14 protein-coding genes, 4 tRNA genes and 2 rRNA genes (1 of these 20 only partly in view) are annotated in these 20,800 nt (G+C 57.4%); all 20 read left to right on the top strand.

The genetic code is table 11. The features are described from left to right. Positions 1–2,345: ribosomal RNA gene (locus tag ACMGT0_RS28610) — 23S ribosomal RNA — on the top strand (it extends 546 nt beyond the left edge of the window). Between the two features lie 149 nt (positions 2,346–2,494). Beyond that, positions 2,495–2,610: ribosomal RNA gene (gene rrf, locus ACMGT0_RS28605) — 5S ribosomal RNA — on the top strand. A gap of 189 nt (positions 2,611–2,799) precedes the next feature. Then, on the top strand, positions 2,800–3,759 hold the full coding sequence (birA, locus tag ACMGT0_RS28600) for a bifunctional biotin--[acetyl-CoA-carboxylase] ligase/biotin operon repressor BirA (protein ID WP_054059490.1): 960 nt from the start codon (positions 2,800–2,802) through the stop codon (positions 3,757–3,759). Next, complete coding sequence (locus ACMGT0_RS28595) at positions 3,749–4,498, top strand: pantothenate kinase (protein ID WP_054059489.1); 750 nt, start codon at positions 3,749–3,751, stop codon at positions 4,496–4,498. The genes birA and ACMGT0_RS28595 overlap by 11 nt, the downstream gene beginning before the upstream one ends. A gap of 7 nt (positions 4,499–4,505) precedes the next feature. After that, on the top strand, positions 4,506–4,952 hold the full coding sequence (locus tag ACMGT0_RS28590; protein ID WP_054059488.1) for an SPOR domain-containing protein: 447 nt from the start codon (positions 4,506–4,508) through the stop codon (positions 4,950–4,952). Between the two features lie 142 nt (positions 4,953–5,094). Beyond that, positions 5,095–5,179 (top strand) — tRNA-Tyr (locus ACMGT0_RS28585). Positions 5,180–5,205: 26 nt separating this feature from the next. Further along, positions 5,206–5,279, top strand: a tRNA-Gly gene (locus tag ACMGT0_RS28580). A gap of 27 nt (positions 5,280–5,306) precedes the next feature. Then, positions 5,307–5,382: transfer RNA gene (locus ACMGT0_RS28575), tRNA-Thr, on the top strand. Between the two features lie 104 nt (positions 5,383–5,486). Further along, positions 5,487–5,562 (top strand) — tRNA-Trp (locus tag ACMGT0_RS28570). Between the two features lie 44 nt (positions 5,563–5,606). Continuing rightward, positions 5,607–5,975 (top strand): preprotein translocase subunit SecE, encoded by a 369-nt coding sequence (secE, locus tag ACMGT0_RS28565; protein ID WP_054059487.1) that lies wholly within the window; start codon positions 5,607–5,609, stop codon positions 5,973–5,975. Positions 5,976–5,984: 9 nt separating this feature from the next. After that, the gene (nusG, locus tag ACMGT0_RS28560; RefSeq protein ID WP_010443972.1) at positions 5,985–6,518 is read left to right on the top strand and encodes a transcription termination/antitermination protein NusG; all 534 of its coding nucleotides are present in this window, start codon (positions 5,985–5,987) and stop codon (positions 6,516–6,518) included. Between the two features lie 115 nt (positions 6,519–6,633). Beyond that, the gene (rplK, locus tag ACMGT0_RS28555; protein WP_017901523.1) at positions 6,634–7,065 is read left to right on the top strand and encodes a 50S ribosomal protein L11; all 432 of its coding nucleotides are present in this window, start codon (positions 6,634–6,636) and stop codon (positions 7,063–7,065) included. Further along, positions 7,065–7,760 carry a 50S ribosomal protein L1 gene (gene rplA, locus ACMGT0_RS28550; protein WP_017901524.1) on the top strand — a complete coding sequence of 232 codons (696 nt, stop codon included), beginning with the start codon at positions 7,065–7,067 and terminating at the stop codon, positions 7,758–7,760. Before rplK ends, rplA begins: the two co-directional genes overlap by 1 nt. 198 nt (positions 7,761–7,958) lie before the next feature. Beyond that, positions 7,959–8,459 (top strand): 50S ribosomal protein L10, encoded by a 501-nt coding sequence (gene rplJ, locus ACMGT0_RS28545; RefSeq protein ID WP_017901525.1) that lies wholly within the window; start codon positions 7,959–7,961, stop codon positions 8,457–8,459. 79 nt (positions 8,460–8,538) lie between these two features. After that, positions 8,539–8,907: a 50S ribosomal protein L7/L12 gene (gene rplL / locus ACMGT0_RS28540; RefSeq protein WP_017901526.1), complete on the top strand. Its 369-nt coding sequence runs from the start codon at positions 8,539–8,541 to the stop codon at positions 8,905–8,907. Positions 8,908–9,127: 220 nt separating this feature from the next. Continuing rightward, on the top strand, positions 9,128–13,201 hold the full coding sequence (rpoB, locus tag ACMGT0_RS28535; RefSeq protein ID WP_026144791.1) for a DNA-directed RNA polymerase subunit beta: 4,074 nt from the start codon (positions 9,128–9,130) through the stop codon (positions 13,199–13,201). A gap of 64 nt (positions 13,202–13,265) precedes the next feature. Then, positions 13,266–17,465: a DNA-directed RNA polymerase subunit beta' gene (rpoC, locus tag ACMGT0_RS28530; protein ID WP_054059486.1), complete on the top strand. Its 4,200-nt coding sequence runs from the start codon at positions 13,266–13,268 to the stop codon at positions 17,463–17,465. A 217-nt stretch (positions 17,466–17,682) separates the two neighbouring features. Next, complete coding sequence (gene rpsL / locus ACMGT0_RS28525; protein ID WP_003186084.1) at positions 17,683–18,054, top strand: 30S ribosomal protein S12; 372 nt, start codon at positions 17,683–17,685, stop codon at positions 18,052–18,054. Between the two features lie 110 nt (positions 18,055–18,164). Continuing rightward, positions 18,165–18,638 carry a 30S ribosomal protein S7 gene (gene rpsG, locus ACMGT0_RS28520; protein WP_007970418.1) on the top strand — a complete coding sequence of 158 codons (474 nt, stop codon included), beginning with the start codon at positions 18,165–18,167 and terminating at the stop codon, positions 18,636–18,638. Between the two features lie 30 nt (positions 18,639–18,668). Next, a complete protein-coding gene (gene fusA, locus ACMGT0_RS28515) occupies positions 18,669–20,795 on the top strand; it encodes an elongation factor G (protein ID WP_054059485.1) in 2,127 nt (708 codons plus the stop codon). Positions 20,796–20,800 lie beyond the last annotated feature (5 nt).

Here is a 20,800-nt window from a genome sequence, read left to right as displayed (position 1 = left end):
ACTGCGTACCTTTTGTATAATGGGTCAGCGACTTATATTCAGTGGCGAGCTTAACCGAATAGGGGAGGCGTAGCGAAAGCGAGTCTTAATAGGGCGTTTAGTCGCTGGGTATAGACCCGAAACCGGGCGATCTATCCATGGGCAGGTTGAAGGTTAGGTAACACTGACTGGAGGACCGAACCGACTACCGTTGAAAAGTTAGCGGATGACCTGTGGATCGGAGTGAAAGGCTAATCAAGCTCGGAGATAGCTGGTTCTCCTCGAAAGCTATTTAGGTAGCGCCTCACGTATCACTCCAGGGGGTAGAGCACTGTTTCGGCTAGGGGGTCATCCCGACTTACCAAACCGATGCAAACTCCGAATACCTGGAAGTGCCGAGCGTGGGAGACACACGGCGGGTGCTAACGTCCGTCGTGAAAAGGGAAACAACCCAGACCGTCAGCTAAGGTCCCAAAGTCATGGTTAAGTGGGAAACGATGTGGGAAGGCTTAGACAGCTAGGAGGTTGGCTTAGAAGCAGCCATCCTTTAAAGAAAGCGTAATAGCTCACTAGTCGAGTCGGCCTGCGCGGAAGATGTAACGGGGCTCAAACCATGCACCGAAGCTACGGGTGTCACGCAAGTGACGCGGTAGAGGAGCGTTCTGTAAGCCTGTGAAGGTGAGTTGAGAAGCTTGCTGGAGGTATCAGAAGTGCGAATGCTGACATGAGTAACGACAATGGGTGTGAAAAACACCCACGCCGAAAGACCAAGGTTTCCTGCGCAACGTTAATCGACGCAGGGTTAGTCGGTCCCTAAGGCGAGGCTGAAAAGCGTAGTCGATGGAAAACAGGTTAATATTCCTGTACTTCTGGTTATTGCGATGGAGGGACGGAGAAGGCTAGGCCAGCTTGGCGTTGGTTGTCCAAGTTTAAGGTGGTAGGCTGAGATCTTAGGTAAATCCGGGATCTTAAGGCCGAGAGCTGATGACGAGTGTCCTTTAGGACGCGAAGTGGTTGATGCCATGCTTCCAAGAAAAGCTTCTAAGCTTCAGATAACCAGGAACCGTACCCCAAACCGACACAGGTGGTTAGGTAGAGAATACCAAGGCGCTTGAGAGAACTCGGGTGAAGGAACTAGGCAAAATGGCACCGTAACTTCGGGAGAAGGTGCGCCGGTGAGGGTGAAGGACTTGCTCCGTAAGCCCATGCCGGTCGAAGATACCAGGCCGCTGCGACTGTTTATTAAAAACACAGCACTCTGCAAACACGAAAGTGGACGTATAGGGTGTGACGCCTGCCCGGTGCCGGAAGGTTAATTGATGGGGTTAGCGAAAGCGAAGCTCTTGATCGAAGCCCCGGTAAACGGCGGCCGTAACTATAACGGTCCTAAGGTAGCGAAATTCCTTGTCGGGTAAGTTCCGACCTGCACGAATGGCGTAACGATGGCGGCGCTGTCTCCACCCGAGACTCAGTGAAATTGAAATCGCTGTGAAGATGCAGTGTATCCGCGGCTAGACGGAAAGACCCCGTGAACCTTTACTATAGCTTTGCACTGGACTTTGAATTTGCTTGTGTAGGATAGGTGGGAGGCTTTGAAGCGTGAACGCCAGTTTGCGTGGAGCCATTCTTGAAATACCACCCTGGCAACTTTGAGGTTCTAACTCAGGTCCGTTATCCGGATCGAGGACAGTGTATGGTGGGTAGTTTGACTGGGGCGGTCTCCTCCTAAAGAGTAACGGAGGAGTACGAAGGTGCGCTCAGACCGGTCGGAAATCGGTCGCAGAGTATAAAGGCAAAAGCGCGCTTGACTGCGAGACAGACACGTCGAGCAGGTACGAAAGTAGGTCTTAGTGATCCGGTGGTTCTGTATGGAAGGGCCATCGCTCAACGGATAAAAGGTACTCCGGGGATAACAGGCTGATACCGCCCAAGAGTTCATATCGACGGCGGTGTTTGGCACCTCGATGTCGGCTCATCACATCCTGGGGCTGAAGCCGGTCCCAAGGGTATGGCTGTTCGCCATTTAAAGTGGTACGCGAGCTGGGTTTAGAACGTCGTGAGACAGTTCGGTCCCTATCTGCCGTGGACGTTTGAGATTTGAGAGGGGCTGCTCCTAGTACGAGAGGACCGGAGTGGACGAACCTCTGGTGTTCCGGTTGTCACGCCAGTGGCATTGCCGGGTAGCTATGTTCGGAAAAGATAACCGCTGAAAGCATCTAAGCGGGAAACTTGCCTCAAGATGAGATCTCACTGGAACCTTGAGTTCCCTGAAGGGCCGTCGAAGACTACGACGTTGATAGGTGGGGTGTGTAAGCGCTGTGAGGCGTTGAGCTAACCCATACTAATTGCCCGTGAGGCTTGACCATATAACACCCAAGCAATTTGCGTCGAATGAGCAGATTGCGGTGTATGAAGACGAAGTGAACCGAAAGTTTGCCACGCACAAAACACCAAAGACTGTCACGTACCCGATTCGCTGGAGCGTTGCCCAGGCAACGAGCCGGCTACCGAATTTCTTGACGACCATAGAGCATTGGAACCACCTGATCCCATCCCGAACTCAGAAGTGAAACGATGCATCGCCGATGGTAGTGTGGGGTTTCCCCATGTGAGAGTAGGTCATCGTCAAGATTAAATTCCAAAACCCCTATCTGCGCAGGCAGGTAGGGGTTTTGTCTTTTCTGCGCCCTGAATCGCTTCGCCAGCCTGCCCCTATTTTCCTCTTTCTCTTGTTGTCGTATCTGCCCTGATGCCCATGTTTTCTATGCAATGAACCAGCTCATGGCTATCATGCGTGCCTCATTGTGAGGCGAGATCTGCATGCTGACCTTGTTAAAACTCCTGAAAGACGGCCGGTTTCATTCCGGGGAGGCACTTGGGGCCGCGTTGGGCGTCAGTCGCAGTGCCGTCTGGAAGCAGCTTCAGCAACTGGAGGCCGAGCTCGGGCTGTCGATCCACAAGGTTCGTGGCCGCGGCTACCAGTTGGCTTCTCCCCTGATCCTGCTCGATGAGCAGGCGATCGTCGCCGCCGGGTCTTCTTCCCTCTGGCCTGTACGCCTCTACGATTCCATTGATTCGACCAATGCCGAGGCGCTACGGCTGGTCGAGCAGGGTGTTCCTGCGCCGTTCATCGTTGTCGCCGAGCGGCAGACCTCCGGTCGCGGTCGCCGCGGGCGCCAATGGGTCAGTCCATTCGCGGAGAACATCTATTACAGCCTGCTGCTCCGGATCGATGGCGGCATGCGCCAGCTGGAAGGCCTGAGTCTTGTGGTGGGGCTGGCAGTCCTGCACGCCCTGCGTGAGCACGGGCTTGCGGAAGTAGGGCTGAAGTGGCCAAACGACGTCCTGGTTGGGCGCAAGAAGATTGCCGGTATCCTGTTGGAGTTGGTCGGTGATCCGGCGGATGTCTGCCACGTGGTGCTGGGTATCGGTATCAACGTCAATATGCAGGTCGCCGAGTCGATCGATCAGCCATGGACGTCCGTGCGTGCTGAGATGGGGCGCACGTTGGATCGCAATCAACTGGTGTCTTCCCTGAGTAAAAAGCTCCAGGAATACCTGGAGCTGCATCGTGAGGCGGGTTTTGCCGCCATACAGGCGGAGTGGGAGCGCAATCACCTCTGGCAGGGGCGGGAGGTCTCCCTGGTCGCCGGCGTCAACAGCATCAATGGCATCGTGCTGGGGATTGACCAGCAGGGGGCGCTACGCCTGAGGGTTGACGGGGTCGAGAAGGTCTTCAGTGGTGGCGAGCTCAGCCTGAGGTTGCGTGATGATTCTTGAGCTCGATTGCGGTAACAGCTTCATCAAGTGGCGCATTATCCGGACGAGTTGCCGGGACGTAGTGGCCGGCGGTGTTGTCGACTCCGACCTGGCGTTGCTGCAGCGCCTGCGCGAAGAGCCCGGGTTGACCCTGGCCTGGTGTCGCCTGGTCAGCGTGCGTACCGAAGAGGAGACCTGGCGCCTGGTTGCGGCGCTTGCCAATGCCTTCGATGTCGAAGTGGCGTGTGCACGACCTGCCGAAGAGATGGCGGGGGTGCGCAATGGTTACAGAGAGCACGAGCGGCTGGGCCTTGATCGCTGGCTTGCGATGCTGGGTGCCTTCCGGCTGGCCGGCGGGCCGTGCCTGGTGCTGGATCTCGGTACTGCGGTCACGGCCGATTTCATTGCCGCGGATGGTTCGCATCTCGGAGGCTTCATTTGTCCGGGAATGCAGTTGATGCGTAACCAGCTGCGTACTCATACTCGACGGATTCGCTACGATGATGTAGCGGCCGAACGTGCGCTGACCAGTCTGGTTCCCGGGCGGGAGACCGTCGAGGCGGTCGAGCGTGGCTGTCTGCTGATGTTGCGCGGATTTATCCTGACTCAGTTGCAGCAGGCTCGGGAGTACTGGGGGGAGGAATTCAAGGTGTTCCTCACGGGCGGTGACGCGGCCCTGATTCACGAGATGGTGCCTGGCGCCCGTTGGGTTCCGGACCTGGTATTTGTCGGCCTGGCGATAGCCTGCCCGTTGAGTTGAGGTCTCTATGCGTTGGTTGTTTCTGCTGTTGTTGGTGCTCAATGGTGTCTATTACGTCTGGCACCAGCAGGAGGCTCCCCTGAAGGCGAAGGAGGTAGCCCCTCTGTCGCTCTACCGCAGTGCCCACCAGGACATCCAGCTGCTGAGCGAGTCGGATAACGCGGGCGCTCGTAAAACAGCGGCAAGGGATCAGGAAAACGAGTCCGAATGTCTGTACCTGGGTGGCGTGCAGCGCCAGGAGGTCGCCCAGTCGATTCTGCAGCGTCTGCAAGGCATGGATATCAAGGCGCGCGTGCAGCGCGTGAATGTTCCCGATTCCTCTGGATACTGGGTCCGTGTCGCGCCCGAGAGCCGGCGTTTGCTGGATGATGCGCAGCTGCAGAATCTTGCTAAGGAATTCAATGAGTTAAAACATAAAATAATGTTGTGCGAGGGTATTGCAGGTGTCGAATAGTTTGCATAGAATGGCGCCCGCTCCGCAGCGAAGACCTCTTGAGGGATTAGCTACGGAGCAGCGTCAATGCAACTAACCTCATAATTTTAAATGAGAAATTGCTTGACAGAGGTTCAGCATGATGTAGAATGCGCCTCACATTGGAGGGGTTCCCGAGCGGCCAAAGGGATCAGACTGTAAATCTGACGTCTCAGACTTCGAAGGTTCGAATCCTTCTCCCTCCACCATAATTTCAGCGGAAGCAGCAGGCTCCGCGGGTATAGTTTAGTGGTAGAACCTCAGCCTTCCAAGCTGATGATGCGGGTTCGATTCCCGCTACCCGCTCCAAGTTTTGCTGGTTTTGCAAAGTGTTTCGCTCTTGTAGCTCAGTTGGTAGAGCACACCCTTGGTAAGGGTGAGGTCAGCGGTTCAAGTCCGCTCAAGAGCTCCATACAGACAAGGCGGATATGCAAATATCCGCCTTTGTTTTAAGTGGTTGTAGTTGTTGCAATGTCTCTGTCTGGTCGGCATAATGGTCGGCCTGATTCAAGTTTTAGGTCAGTAGCTCAATTGGCAGAGCGACGGTCTCCAAAACCGTAGGTTGGGGGTTCGATTCCCTCCTGACCTGCCAGATTCACTCGATGTGTCTGGCTTTCTTTTCACAGGATCCTGTAGATGACCTCCAACACTGAAGCCCAAGGCTCTCGCTTAGATCTTCTCAAGTGGCTCGTCGTAGTCGCTCTGGTGGTGGTTGGGGTTGTCGGCAATCAGTACTATGCTGGTTCGCCGGTCCTGTACCGTGTACTCGCTCTGCTTGTCATTGCTGCTGTTGCTGCCTATGTGGGCCTGCAGACCGCCAAGGGCAAGTCGTTCTTCGTACTGGTCAAGGAAGCCCGCACCGAGATCCGTAAAGTCGTATGGCCGACTCGCCAGGAAACCACTCAGACCACTCTGATTGTAGTGGCTGTTGTTCTGGTTATGGCGCTGTTGCTGTGGGGTCTCGACTCCCTGCTCGGCTGGATTGTTTCCTTGATTGTTGGCTAAGGGTGTCCCGTGGCTAAGCGTTGGTACGTTGTGCATGCTTACTCCGGTTACGAGAAGCATGTCATGCGCTCGTTGATCGAGCGAGTAAAGCTGGCAGGCATGGAAGATGGCTTCGGCGAAATTCTGGTCCCTACTGAAGAAGTAGTGGAAATGCGTAATGGCCAGAAGCGCAAGAGCGAGCGCAAGTTCTTCCCTGGCTACGTCCTGGTACAGATGGACATGAACGAGGGTACTTGGCACTTGGTCAAGGATACTCCTCGGGTAATGGGTTTCATCGGCGGTACCGCCGATAAGCCTGCGCCGATCACCGACAAAGAGGCCGAGGCCATTCTGCGTCGTGTCGCTGACGGCAGCGACAAGCCGAAGCCGAAGACTCTGTTCGAGCCGGGCGAGGTGGTACGTGTTACCGACGGTCCGTTCGCAGATTTCAACGGTACGGTCGAAGAGGTCAACTACGAAAAGAGCCGGATCCAGGTCGCAGTGCTCATTTTCGGTCGCTCTACTCCGGTGGAGCTGGAGTTCAGCCAGGTCGAGAAGGTCTAGCTGGGCAAGCATCCCAACCCCACAGTCTTAGGCTGTGGGGTTTTGTCGTCACTGGGATAAAACGCAAGTCATCCGGGGAGCCAACTGGCGTTCGTACCCGATTTTGGAGTAGCTCATGGCTAAGAAGATTCAGGCTTACATCAAGCTGCAAGTTAAGGCCGGCCAGGCCAACCCAAGCCCACCCGTTGGTCCAGCACTGGGTCAACACGGTGTGAACATCATGGAATTCTGCAAGGCTTTCAACGCCCGTACCCAGGGTCAGGAAGCGGGTCTGCCGACTCCAGTGATCATCACTGTCTACAGTGACCGCAGCTTCACTTTCGAAACCAAGTCCACCCCGGCTTCGGTTCTGCTGAAAAAGGCCGCCGGCCTGACCAGCGGTTCCGCTCGTCCGAACACCGTTAAGGTTGGCACCGTTACCCGTGCTCAGCTGGAAGAGATCGCGAAAACCAAAAACGCTGATCTGACTGCAGCTGACCTGGATGCAGCCGTGCGTACCATCGCCGGTTCTGCTCGTAGCATGGGCCTTAACGTGGAGGGTGTGTAATGGCTAAGCTGACCAAGCGCCAAAAGGCTATTGCCGGCAAAATCGAAGCAGGCAAGGCCTACAGCTTTGTAGACGCCGCTGCTCTGCTGACCGAGCTGTCGACTGTCAAGTTCAGCGAGTCCTTTGACGTTGCTGTAAACCTGGGCGTTGACCCACGTAAATCCGACCAGGTCGTACGTAGCGCTACCGTGCTGCCACACGGCACTGGCAAAACCGTTCGCGTTGCCGTGTTCACCCAGGGCCCAGCTGCTGAAGCTGCTCTGGCTGCCGGCGCCGACCGCGTTGGTATGGACGACCTGGCTGCCGAAATGAAAGGCGGCGACCTGAACTACGACGTAGTCATTGCTTCCCCGGATGCAATGCGCGTTGTAGGTCAGCTGGGTCAGGTTCTGGGTCCACGTGGCCTGATGCCTAACCCGAAAGTCGGTACCGTAACTCCTGACGTCGCTTCCGCCGTCAAGAACGCCAAGGCCGGTCAGGTTCGCTACCGCACCGACAAGAACGGTATCATTCACACTTCCGTTGGCAAGATCGGCTTCGACGCCGTCAAGCTGAAGGAAAACGTTGAAGCCCTGATCGCTGACCTGAAGCGTATCAAGCCGGCTTCCGCGAAAGGTATCTACGTCAAGCGCGTTACCCTGAGCACCACCATGGGCCCAGGTCTGGTCATCGACCAAAGCTCGCTCGACGCGTAAGACACGCGTGGGTGCAAGCGATTGCACCCATTGAAAAATTGGGGTCCCTGCCTGGCGGGGGCTATCCAAGACCGTAGGCGGCGCAAGCCTTAAACCTCAAGCCTACGCAGATGGTGCTCCCGGTTCCTTACCGAATCAGACACCAAAACGACATCAGGCTCTGGCCTGGTGAAACGGTAACAAGCAGGAGTTAAACCCGTGGCAATTAATCTCGAAGACAAGAAGGCCATCGTCGCTGAAGTCAACGAGGCTGCCAAAGTCGCTCTGTCCGCTGTCGTGGCTGATGCCCGTGGCGTAACAGTAGGCGCAATGACCGGACTCCGTAAAGAGGCTCGTGAAGCTGGCGTATACGTACGTGTCGTACGTAACACCCTGCTCAAGCGCGCCGTTGCCGACACTCAATACAGTGTCCTCAACGACGTGTTCACCGGCCCGACCCTGATCGCGTTCTCCAACGAACATCCGGGCGCTGCTGCCCGTATCTTCAAAGAGTTCGCCAAGGGTCAGGACAAGTTCGAGATCAAGGCAGCTGCGTTCGAGGGCAAGTTCCTCGCAGCCAATCAGATCGACGTACTGGCAACTCTGCCGACCCGCGACGAAGCAATCGCACAGCTGATGAGCGTGATCCAAGGCGCTACCAGCAAGCTGGCTCGTACTCTGGCGGCAATTCGCGACCAGAAGGAAGCTGCTGCAGCCTGAGGCTGAGCGTTTCATCTCTCGCGTATTTTTGTTTATTTCGATGGCCTTGCAGGCTGTCCCCCAATTCAGGAATTGAGTCATGTCTCTGACTAACGAACAAATCATCGAAGCGATCGGCCAGAAATCCGTAGTGGAAATCGTTGAGCTGATCAAAGCGATGGAAGAAACCTTCGGCGTTACCGCTGCTGCCGCTGTTGCCGCTGGCCCAGCTGTTGCTGCCGCTGCTGCTGAAGAGCAAACCGAGTTCAACGTTGTCCTGGTTGAAGCTGGCGACAAGAAAGTCAACGTCATCAAGGCTGTTCGTGAACTGACCGGTCTGGGCCTGAAAGAAGCCAAAGAGAAAGTTGACGGCGCTCCTCAGGTCGTTGCTGAAGGCGTTTCGAAAGAAGCTGCTGAAGACGCCAAGAAGAAGCTGGAAGAAGCAGGCGCCAAAGTCGAGCTCAAGTAAGCTCAGACCTTGCGTCTCCGGCCCAAGCGTTAAGCGAAAGGCTGATGGCTGGTGGCTTTTGCCACCGGCCTTTTTCCGTTATTGGCGGCCGGCTCGGCCGGCGCCTCTAACGTGCTTCACCCACCCGAGGCGGTGGCGCAGACCAAGGGGTCTGCAAGATTTTCTGGCTGCTCCCGTCGGGAGAGGCCAAACAAGCAGGTGACCAAGCTGGGGAACGCTGATGGCTTACTCATATACTGAGAAAAAACGTATCCGCAAGGACTTTAGCAAGTTGCCGGACGTCATGGACGTACCGTACCTCCTGGCTATCCAGCTGGATTCGTATCGCGAATTCTTGCAGGCGGGCGCGACCAAGGACCAGTTCCGTGACGTCGGTCTGCATGCGGCCTTCAAATCCGTTTTCCCGATCATCAGCTACTCCGGCAACGCTGCTCTGGAGTACGTTGGCTATCGTTTGGGCGAACCGGCCTTTGACGTCAAGGAATGCGTATTGCGCGGTGTGACCTACGCGGTTCCGCTGCGGGTGAAAGTGCGCCTGATCATTTTCGACAAAGAATCGTCGAACAAAGCGATCAAGGACATCAAAGAGCAAGAAGTCTACATGGGTGAAATCCCCCTGATGACTGAGAACGGTACCTTCGTTATCAACGGTACCGAGCGCGTAATCGTTTCCCAGCTGCACCGTTCCCCGGGCGTGTTCTTCGACCACGACCGCGGCAAGACGCACAGCTCCGGCAAACTGCTGTACTCGGCTCGTATCATTCCTTACCGCGGTTCGTGGCTGGACTTCGAGTTCGACCCGAAAGACTGCGTGTTCGTCCGTATCGACCGTCGTCGCAAGCTGCCAGCTTCCGTGCTGCTGCGCGCGCTGGGCTACAGCACCGAAGAAGTCCTCGACGCCTTCTACACCACCAACGTATTCCACGTTAAGGGCGAGAGCCTGAGCCTGGAACTGGTGCCTCAGCGCCTGCGTGGTGAGATCGCTGTCCTCGACATCCAGGATGGCAACGGCAAGGTTATTGTCGAGCAGGGTCGTCGTATCACCGCTCGTCACATCAACCAGCTGGAAAAAGCCGGTGTCAAAGAGTTGGAAGTACCGCTGGACTACGTCATCGGCCGTACTACCGCCAAGGCTATCGTGCACCCGGCCACCGGTGAAATCCTGGCTGAATGCAACACCGAGCTGAGCACCGAGCTGCTGGCCAAGATGGCCAAGGCCCAGGTCGTTCGCATCGAAACGTTGTACACCAACGATATCGACTGCGGTCCGTTCATCTCCGATACCCTGAAGATCGACTCCACCAGCAACCAACTGGAAGCGCTGGTCGAGATCTATCGCATGATGCGTCCTGGCGAGCCGCCAACCAAGGATGCCGCCGAGACCCTGTTCAACAACCTGTTCTTCAGCGCCGAGCGTTACGACCTGTCCGCCGTCGGCCGCATGAAGTTCAACCGTCGTATCGGTCGTACCGAGATCGAAGGTTCGGGCGTGCTGTGCAAGGAAGATATCGTCGAGGTTCTCAAGACCCTGGTCGACATCCGTAACGGCAAGGGCATCGTCGACGACATCGACCACCTGGGTAACCGTCGCGTCCGCTGCGTCGGCGAGATGGCCGAGAACCAGTTCCGCGTTGGCCTGGTGCGTGTAGAGCGCGCGGTCAAGGAACGCCTGTCGATGGCCGAAAGCGAAGGCTTGATGCCGCAGGACCTGATCAACGCTAAGCCAGTGGCAGCGGCGGTGAAAGAGTTCTTCGGTTCCAGCCAGCTGTCGCAGTTCATGGACCAGAACAACCCGCTCTCCGAGATCACCCACAAGCGCCGTGTTTCCGCACTCGGCCCAGGTGGTCTGACCCGTGAGCGCGCGGGCTTCGAAGTTCGTGACGTACACCCGACCCACTACGGTCGCGTATGCCCGATCGAAACCCCTGAAGGTCCGAACATCGGTCTGATCAACTCCCTGGCGGCCTATGCCCGCACCAACCAGTACGGCTTCCTGGAAAGCCCGTACCGTGTGGTGAAAGAGGGTGTGGTCACCGACGACATCGTGTTCCTGTCCGCCATCGAGGAAGCCGATCACGTGATCGCGCAGGCTTCGGCGACCATGAACGAGCAGAAAGTGCTGGTCGATGAGCTGGTAGCCGTTCGTCACCTGAACGAATTCACCGTCAAGGCGCCGGAAGACGTCACCCTGATGGACGTTTCGCCGAAGCAGGTCGTTTCGGTCGCTGCGTCGCTGATTCCGTTCCTCGAGCACGACGACGCCAACCGTGCGTTGATGGGGTCGAACATGCAGCGTCAGGCCGTACCTACCCTGCGTGCCGACAAGCCGCTGGTCGGTACCGGCATGGAGCGCAACGTGGCCCGTGACTCCGGCGTGTGCGTCGTGGCTCGTCGTGGCGGCGTGATCGACTCCGTCGATGCCAGCCGTATCGTGGTTCGTGTTGCCGATGACGAAGTCGAACCAGGCGAAGCCGGTGTCGACATCTACAACCTGACCAAATACACCCGCTCGAACCAGAACACCTGCATCAACCAGCGTCCGCTGGTGAGCAAGGGTGATCGCGTTCAGCGCAGCGACATCATGGCCGACGGTCCGTCCACCGACATGGGTGAACTGGCCCTGGGCCAGAACATGCGCATCGCCTTCATGGCGTGGAACGGCTTCAACTTCGAAGACTCCATCTGCCTGTCGGAACGCGTTGTTCAGGAAGACCGCTTCACCACGATCCACATCCAGGAACTGACCTGTGTGGCCCGTGACACCAAGCTCGGCCCAGAAGAAATCACCGCGGACATCCCGAACGTGGGTGAGGCTGCGCTGAACAAGCTGGACGAGGCCGGTATCGTCTACGTCGGCGCCGAAGTCGGCCCGGGCGACATCCTGGTGGGCAAGGTCACTCCGAAAGGCGAGACCCAGCTGACTCCGGAAGAAAAACTGCTGCGCGCGATCTTCGGTGAGAAGGCCAGCGACGTTAAGGACACCTCCCTGCGCGTGCCGACCGGCACCAAGGGTACCGTCATCGACGTACAGGTCTTCACCCGTGATGGCGTCGAGCGTGACAGCCGTGCCCTGTCCATCGAGAAGAGCCAGCTCGACGAGATCCGCAAGGACCTCAACGAGGAGTTCCGTATCGTTGAAGGCGCGACCTTCGAACGTCTGCGTTCCGCTCTGGTCGGTCACACCGTCGAAGGCGGCGCTGGCCTGAAGAAAGGCCAGGAGATCACCAACGAGGTTCTCGACGGTCTCGAGCACGGCCAGTGGTTCAAGCTGCGCATGACCGAAGACGCTCTGAACGAGCAGCTCGAGAAGGCCCAGGCCTACATCGTCGATCGCCGCCGTCTGCTGGACGACAAGTTCGAAGACAAGAAGCGCAAGCTGCAGCAGGGCGATGACCTGGCTCCGGGCGTACTGAAGATCGTCAAGGTCTACCTGGCAATCCGTCGTCGCATCCAGCCGGGCGACAAGATGGCCGGTCGTCACGGTAACAAGGGTGTGGTCTCCGTGATCATGCCGGTCGAAGACATGCCGCACGACGCCAACGGTACTCCGGTCGACGTGGTTCTCAACCCGCTGGGCGTACCTTCGCGTATGAACGTCGGTCAGATCCTCGAAACCCACCTGGGCCTCGCGGCCAAGGGCCTGGGCGAGAAGATCAACCGCATGCTCGAAGAGCAGCGCAAGGTCGCTGACCTGCGCAAGTTCCTGCACGAGATCTACAACGAGATCGGCGGTCGCAACGAAGAGCTGGACAGCTTCTCCGACCAGGAAATCCTGGACCTGGCGAAGAACCTCAAGGGCGGCGTACCTATGGCCACCCCGGTGTTCGACGGTGCCAAGGAAGTTGAAATCAAGGCCATGCTGAAACTGGCTGACCTGCCAGAAAGCGGCCAGATGCAGCTGTTCGACGGCCGTACCGGCAACAAGTTCGAGCGTCCGGTTACCGTTGGCTACATGTACATGCTCAAACTGAACCACTTGGTAGACGACAAGATGCACGCTCGTTCTACCGGTTCGTACAGCCTGGTTACCCAGCAGCCGCTGGGTGGTAAGGCGCAGTTCGGTGGTCAGCGTTTCGGGGAGATGGAGGTCTGGGCACTGGAAGCATACGGTGCTGCCTACACTCTGCAGGAAATGCTCACAGTGAAGTCGGACGATGTGAACGGTCGGACCAAGATGTACAAGAACATCGTGGACGGCGATCACCGTATGGAGCCGGGCATGCCCGAGTCCTTCAACGTGTTGATCAAGGAAATTCGTTCCCTCGGCATCGATATCGATCTGGAAACCGAATAACACGTGACGCGATCGAGAGCGGGGCTGTATCAGCCCGCTCTCTGCTCCGCCAGGAGGAAAGGCCTTGAAAGACCTACTGAATTTGCTGAAAAACCAGGGTCAAGTCGAAGAGTTCGACGCCATCCGTATCGGATTGGCCTCGCCTGAGATGATCCGTTCGTGGTCGTTCGGTGAAGTTAAAAAGCCGGAAACCATCAACTACCGTACGTTCAAACCTGAGCGTGACGGCCTGTTCTGCGCCAAGATCTTTGGCCCGGTCAAGGATTACGAGTGTCTGTGCGGTAAGTACAAGCGCTTGAAACATCGTGGAGTGATCTGCGAGAAGTGCGGCGTGGAAGTCGCTCTGGCCAAGGTTCGTCGTGAGCGCATGGCGCACATCGAACTGGCTTCGCCGGTTGCCCACATCTGGTTCCTGAAGTCCCTGCCGTCCCGTATCGGCCTGCTGATGGACATGACCCTGCGTGATATCGAGCGCGTTCTCTATTTCGAGAGCTATGTCGTTATCGACCCGGGCATGACCACCCTGGAAAAAGGCCAACTGCTGAACGACGAGCAGTACTTCGAAGCCCTCGAAGAGTTCGGTGACGACTTCGACGCCCGCATGGGTGCCGAGGCTGTCCGCGAGCTGCTGCACGCGATCGACCTGGAGCACGAGATTGGCCGTCTGCGCGAAGAGATTCCGCAAACCAACTCGGAAACCAAGATCAAGAAGCTGTCCAAGCGTCTGAAGTTGATGGAGGCCTTCCAGGGCTCCGGCAACCTGCCAGAGTGGATGGTGTTGACCGTTCTGCCGGTTCTGCCGCCAGACCTGCGTCCACTGGTGCCACTGGATGGCGGTCGCTTCGCGACTTCCGACCTCAACGATCTGTATCGTCGGGTGATCAACCGTAACAACCGTCTCAAGCGCCTGCTGGATCTGTCCGCGCCTGACATCATCGTGCGCAACGAAAAGCGCATGCTGCAGGAAGCCGTTGACGCCCTGCTGGACAACGGTCGTCGCGGTCGCGCTATCACCGGTTCGAACAAGCGTCCTCTGAAATCCCTGGCCGACATGATCAAGGGTAAACAGGGTCGTTTCCGTCAGAACCTGCTCGGCAAGCGCGTTGACTACTCCGGCCGTTCGGTAATTACCGTAGGTCCGACCCTGCGTCTGCACCAGTGCGGTCTGCCGAAGAAGATGGCCCTCGAACTGTTCAAGCCGTTCATTTTCGGCAAGCTGGAAATGCGTGGTCTGGCGACCACCATCAAGGCTGCCAAGAAGATGGTCGAGCGCGAACTGCCAGAGGTCTGGGACGTTCTCGCCGAAGTGATTCGCGAACACCCCGTACTGCTCAACCGTGCACCGACCCTTCACCGTCTGGGTATCCAGGCCTTTGAACCGGTACTGATCGAAGGTAAGGCTATCCAGCTGCACCCTCTGGTCTGTGCTGCGTACAACGCCGACTTCGACGGTGACCAGATGGCCGTGCACGTGCCGCTGACGCTGGAAGCCCAGCTGGAAGCGCGCGCGCTGATGATGTCGACCAACAACATTCTGTCGCCAGCCAACGGTGAGCCGATCATCGTTCCGTCGCAGGACGTGGTACTGGGTCTGTACTACATGACCCGTGAAGCGATCAACGCCAAGGGTGAAGGTCGCGTGTTCGCCGACCTGCAGGAAGTCGACCGCGTATTCCGCGCCGGCGAAGCCGCGCTGCACGCCAAGATCAAGGTCCGTATCACCGAAACCGTGAACGACCGTGACGGCAACAGCGTCCAGAACACCCGTATCGTCGACACCACTGTCGGCCGTGCGCTGCTGTTCCAGGTGGTTCCGAAAGGCCTGTCGTTCGACGTCGTCAACCTGCCGATGAAGAAAAAGGCGATCTCCAAGCTGATCAACCAGTGCTATCGCGTGGTGGGTCTGAAAGAGACCGTGATCTTCGCTGACCAGCTGATGTACACCGGTTTTGCCTACTCGACCATCTCCGGCGTTTCCATCGGTGTTAACGACTTCGTTATCCCGGATGAGAAAGCCCGCATCATCGGTGCTGCCACCGACGAAGTGAAGGAGATCGAGAGCCAGTACGCCTCCGGCCTGGTAACCCAGGGCGAGAAGTACAACAAGGTCATCGACTTGTGGTCCAAGGCGAACGACGAAGTTTCCAAGGCGATGATGGCCAACCTCTCGAAAGAAAAGGTTGTCGACCGTCACGGTGAAACCGTCGACCAGGAATCCTTCAACTCGATGTACATGATGGCTGACTCGGGTGCGCGGGGTTCCGCAGCACAGATCCGTCAGCTGGCCGGTATGCGTGGCCTGATGGCCAAGCCGGACGGTTCCATCATCGAAACGCCGATCACGGCGAACTTCCGTGAAGGTCTGAGCGTACTCCAGTACTTCATCTCGACTCACGGTGCTCGTAAGGGTCTGGCGGATACCGCGTTGAAAACCGCGAACTCCGGTTACCTGACTCGTCGTCTGGTTGACGTTGCACAGGACCTGGTCGTGACCGAGGTTGACTGTGGCACCGAGCAGGGCCTGGTCATGACGCCGCACATTGAAGGCGGTGACGTGGTCGAGCCGTTGGGTGAACGCGTTCTGGGTCGAGTGATCGCCCGTGACGTCTTCAAGCCGGGCACCGAGGACGTTATCGTCCCAGCCGGCACCCTGGTTGACGAGAAGTGGGTCGAGTTCATCGAGCTGAACAGCATCGACGAAGTGGTCGTGCGTTCGCCGATCAGTTGCGAAACCCGCTACGGCATCTGCGCCAAGTGCTACGGTCGCGACCTGGCTCGTGGCCACCTGGTGAACATCGGTGAAGCGGTCGGCGTTATCGCTGCCCAGTCCATCGGTGAGCCGGGTACCCAGCTGACCATGCGTACGTTCCACATCGGTGGTGCGGCGAGCCGGACCTCGGCTGCCGACAGCGTCCAGGTGAAGAACGGCGGTACCGTTCGTCTGCACAACCTGAAGCACGTGGAGCGTGTCGACGGTCACCTGGTGGCGGTATCCCGTTCCGGTGAGCTGGCGATTGCCGACGACTTCGGTCGTGAGCGCGAGCGCTACAAGCTGCCGTACGGTGCGGTGATTTCGGTGAAGGAAGGCGACAAGGTCGACGCTGGTGCCATCGTGGCCAAGTGGGACCCGCACACTCACCCGATCGTTACCGAAATGAAAGGTACCGTGACCTACGTGGGCATGGAAGAAGGCATCACGATCAAGCGTCAGACCGACGAATTGACCGGTATGACCAACATTGAAGTACTCGACGTCAAGGATCGTCCTGCAGCCGGTAAGGACATGCGTCCTGCGGTGAAGATGGTCGACGACAACGGCAAGGACCTGTTGCTGCCAGGCACTGACGTTATCGCTCAGTACTTCCTGCCAGCCAACGCCCTGGTCGGTGTGGCGGACGGTGCGCGGATCGCGATCGGTGACGTTATCGCTCGTATTCCGCAGGAAACTTCGAAGACCCGTGACATCACCGGTGGTCTGCCGCGTGTTGCCGACCTGTTCGAAGCCCGTCGTCCGAAAGAGGCGTCGATCCTGGCCGAAGTCAGCGGTACCATCGCGTTCGGTAAAGAGACCAAGGGCAAGCGTCGTCTGGTCATCACTCCGAACGACGGTAGCGATCCGTACGAAGAGCTGATTCCGAAGTGGCGCCACCTGAACGTCTTCGAAGGTGAACAGGTCAACCGCGGCGAAGTTATCTCCGACGGTCCTAGCGATCCGCACGACATCCTGCGTCTGCTGGGTGTGAGCGCGCTGGCCAAGTACATCGTCAACGAGATCCAGGACGTTTACCGCCTGCAAGGCGTGAAGATCAACGACAAGCACATCGAGACGATTCTGCGTCAGATGCTGCGCAAGGTTGAGATCACCGAATCGGGCGACTCCAGCTTCATCAAGGGTGACCAGATGGAACTGACCCAGGTACTCGTGGAAAACGAGCGCCTGGCCACGGAAGACAAGTTCATTTCCAAGTTCACTCGTGTGTTGCTGGGTATCACCAAGGCGTCGTTGTCGACCGAGTCGTTCATCTCCGCGGCCTCCTTCCAGGAGACTACCCGCGTACTGACCGAAGCGGCCGTTACCGGCAAGCGCGACTACCTGCGCGGCCTGAAGGAAAACGTGGTCGTGGGTCGTCTGATCCCGGCCGGTACCGGTCTGGCCTACCACAGCGAGCGCAAGCGTCGCCGTGATCTGGACAAACCGCTGCGCGTAAGCGCCAGTGAAGTGGAAGCTGCACTGACCGAAGCGCTGAACTCGAGCGGTAACTGAGTTCTGCGGTAGTAACAGAGTGAGGCCCTGGTAGCCTCTTCCCGCCTGGCGTGACGTTTTTCGTCACGATGAGCGGGGAGAGGAGGCCGGGGCCTCGTCTTGACTGGGGACAAGATCCTCTTTAGACTCTTGTACCCCTAAATTTGGCGGGGATCCGTTCCTGTCATTTTGCTTTCTTGTCGACAATAGCGTCGCAAGACAACAGTGGAGCTAGTAGATGGCAACTATCAACCAGCTGGTACGTCAGCCGCGTAAGCGTATCGTCGAGAAATCCGACGTTCCTGCGCTGCAGAACTGCCCGCAACGTCGTGGCGTGTGCACCCGTGTGTACACCACTACGCCGAAAAAACCTAACTCGGCACTGCGTAAAGTATGCCGTGTGCGTCTGACCAACGGTTTCGAGGTTTCCTCGTACATCGGTGGTGAAGGCCACAACCTGCAAGAGCACAGCGTGGTTCTGATCCGTGGCGGTCGTGTAAAAGACTTGCCAGGTGTTCGTTACCACACCGTTCGCGGCTCTCTGGATACCTCCGGCGTTAAAGGCCGTAACCAGGGTCGTTCGAAGTACGGTACCAAGCGTCCGAAGTAATTGGTCGTTTGCAGTTTCTAATTTTATTGAGTCGATAAGAGTAAGGTCGGGCATGAGCACCCTTGGGTGTGTTGTCCCGAGCTAACCTGAAGACCGTTTGAGGGCTTATCATGCCAAGACGTCGCGTAGCAGCCAAACGTGAGATTCTCGACGATCCTAAGTACGGATCGCAGATTCTCGCCAAGTTCATGAACCACGTAATGGAAAGCGGCAAGAAGGCCGTTGCCGAGCGTATCGTTTACGGTGCTCTGGATACCGTGAAGGCACGCAAGGCCGGTACCGATCCCCTGGAACTCTTCGAAAAAGCACTCGACGCCATCGCTCCGCTGGTCGAAGTGAAGTCGCGCCGCGTTGGTGGTGCTACTTACCAGGTTCCGGTAGAAGTTCGTCCTTCGCGCCGTAATGCTCTGGCAATGCGTTGGTTGGTAGACTTCGCCCGCAAGCGCGGCGAGAAGTCCATGGCTCTGCGTTTGGCTGGCGAACTGCTGGACGCTGCCGAAGGTAAAGGTGCTGCAGTTAAGAAGCGTGAAGACGTGCACCGTATGGCTGAAGCCAACAAGGCTTTCTCGCACTACCGCTTCTAATTTTAGCGTCACTAATTTTGCGAGGGCTTTATGGCTCGTACTACTGCAATCAACCGCTACCGTAACATTGGTATCTGTGCCCACGTTGACGCGGGCAAGACCACCACTACCGAGCGGATCCTGTTCTACACAGGCCTCAGCCACAAGATGGGTGAGGTTCATGACGGCGCTGCGACCACCGACTGGATGGTGCAGGAGCAGGAGCGGGGTATTACCATTACCTCCGCTGCCGTAACCACTTTCTGGAAAGGCTCGCGCGGTCAGTACGATAACTATCGTGTGAACGTGATCGACACCCCCGGCCACGTAGACTTCACCATCGAAGTAGAGCGTTCGCTGCGCGTACTCGACGGCGCTGTCGTTGTGTTCTGCGGTACTTCCGGTGTTGAGCCTCAGTCCGAAACCGTATGGCGTCAGGCCAACAAGTACGGTGTTCCACGTGTTGTCTACGTGAACAAGATGGACCGTGCCGGTGCCAACTTCCTGCGCGTTGTCGGTCAGATCAAGAACCGCCTGGGTCACACCCCGGTTCCTGTTCAGCTGGCGATCGGTTCTGAAGATAACTTCCAGGGTCAGGTCGACCTGATCAAGATGAAAGCCATCTACTGGAACGACGACGACAAGGGCACCACCTATCGCGAGGAAGAGATTCCTGCCGATATGGTCGAGCTGGCCAACGAGTGGCGCAACAACATGGTCGAGGCAGCTGCCGAGGCCAACGAAGAGCTGATGAACAAGTACCTTGAAGAAGGTGACTTGACCGTCGAAGAGATCAAGGCTGGTCTGCGCGCCCGTACCCTGGCGAGCGAGATCGTTCCTGCGGTCTGCGGTTCCTCGTTCAAGAACAAGGGCGTTCCGCTGGTTCTCGACGCCGTTATCGACTATCTGCCGGCTCCGACCGAGATCCCTGCGATCAAGGGCGTTCATCCGGACAGCACTGACGACAACGAAATCGTCGACGAGCGTCATGCGGACGACAACGAGCCGTTCTCGGCTCTGGCGTTCAAGATCGCTACCGACCCATTCGTGGGTACTCTGACCTTCGTTCGCGTCTACTCCGGCTTCCTGAGCTCCGGTGACTCCGTCATCAACTCGGTAAAAGGCAAGAAAGAGCGCGTTGGTCGTATGGTGCAGATGCACGCCAACCAGCGTGACGAAATCAAGGAAGTACGTGCGGGCGACATCGCTGCTCTGATCGGTATGAAGGACGTCACCACCGGTGACACCCTGTGCGATATCGACAAGCCGATCATCCTCGAGCGTATGGACTTCCCTGAGCCGGTAATTTCGGTTGCTGTAGAGCCGAAAACCAAGGCTGACCAGGAGAAGATGGGTATCGCACTGGGCAAGCTGGCCCAGGAAGACCCGTCGTTCCGCGTCAAGACCGACGAAGAAACCGGCCAGACCATTATCTCCGGTATGGGTGAGCTGCACCTGGACATCCTCGTTGACCGCATGAAGCGCGAGTTCAACGTCGAGGCCAACATCGGCAAGCCGCAGGTTTCGTACCGCGAGAAGATCACCGTTGGCTGCGAGATCGAAGGCAAGTTCGTTCGTCAGTCCGGTGGCCGTGGCCAGTTCGGCCATTGCTGGATTCGCTTCGCTCCGGCTGAAGTGGATGAAAAAGGCAATATCACTGAAGGTCTGGTGTTTGCCAACGAGGTCGTCGGTGGTGTGGTTCCTAAGGAATACATCCCGGCTATCCAGAAGGGTATCGAAGAGCAGATGAAGAACGGCGTTGTTGCCGGCTATCCGCTGATCGGCCTGAAGGCTACCGTGTTCGATGGTTCCTACCATGACGTCGACTCTAACGAGATGGCGTTCAAGGTGGCTGCCTCCATGGCGACCAAGCAGCTGCGTGAGAAGGGCAAGGGCGTCGTGCTTGAGCCGATCATGAAGGTTGAAGTAGTAACCCCTGAAGACTACATGGGTGACGTGATGGGTGACCTGAACCGTCGTCGTGGTCTGATCCAGGGTATGGAAGACTCGGTCTCCGGCAAGGTCATCCGCGCTGAAGTGCCGCTGGGTGAAATGTTCGGTTATGCGACCGATGTTCGCTCCATGTCCCAGGGTCGCGCGAGCTACTCCATGGAGTTTTCCAAGTACGCCGAAGCTCCGTCGAACATCGTCGAAGCTCTCGTTAAAAAACAAGGCTAATCCAG

Origin of the sequence: Pseudomonas sp. RHF3.3-3, assembly GCF_048069595.1 — a bacterium.
Classification (GTDB): Bacteria; Pseudomonadota; Gammaproteobacteria; order Pseudomonadales; family Pseudomonadaceae; genus Aquipseudomonas; species Aquipseudomonas fuscovaginae_B.
The sequence above is the reverse complement of the archived record's forward strand: the minus strand, read 5'-3'. Positions and strand labels throughout refer to the sequence as shown.

Coding starts and splice junctions, on each gene's coding strand:
- birA (WP_054059490.1), top strand. CDS start 2,800: ATGCTGACCTTGTTAAAACTCCTGAAAGACGGCCGGTTTCATTCCGGG.
- ACMGT0_RS28595 (WP_054059489.1), top strand. CDS start 3,749: ATGATTCTTGAGCTCGATTGCGGTAACAGCTTCATCAAGTGGCGCATT.
- ACMGT0_RS28590 (WP_054059488.1), top strand. CDS start 4,506: ATGCGTTGGTTGTTTCTGCTGTTGTTGGTGCTCAATGGTGTCTATTAC.
- secE (WP_054059487.1), top strand. CDS start 5,607: ATGACCTCCAACACTGAAGCCCAAGGCTCTCGCTTAGATCTTCTCAAG.
- rplK (WP_017901523.1), top strand. CDS start 6,634: ATGGCTAAGAAGATTCAGGCTTACATCAAGCTGCAAGTTAAGGCCGGC.
- rplA (WP_017901524.1), top strand. CDS start 7,065: ATGGCTAAGCTGACCAAGCGCCAAAAGGCTATTGCCGGCAAAATCGAA.
- rplL (WP_017901526.1), top strand. CDS start 8,539: ATGTCTCTGACTAACGAACAAATCATCGAAGCGATCGGCCAGAAATCC.
- rpoB (WP_026144791.1), top strand. CDS start 9,128: ATGGCTTACTCATATACTGAGAAAAAACGTATCCGCAAGGACTTTAGC.
- rpsL (WP_003186084.1), top strand. CDS start 17,683: ATGGCAACTATCAACCAGCTGGTACGTCAGCCGCGTAAGCGTATCGTC.
- rpsG (WP_007970418.1), top strand. CDS start 18,165: ATGCCAAGACGTCGCGTAGCAGCCAAACGTGAGATTCTCGACGATCCT.
- fusA (WP_054059485.1), top strand. CDS start 18,669: ATGGCTCGTACTACTGCAATCAACCGCTACCGTAACATTGGTATCTGT.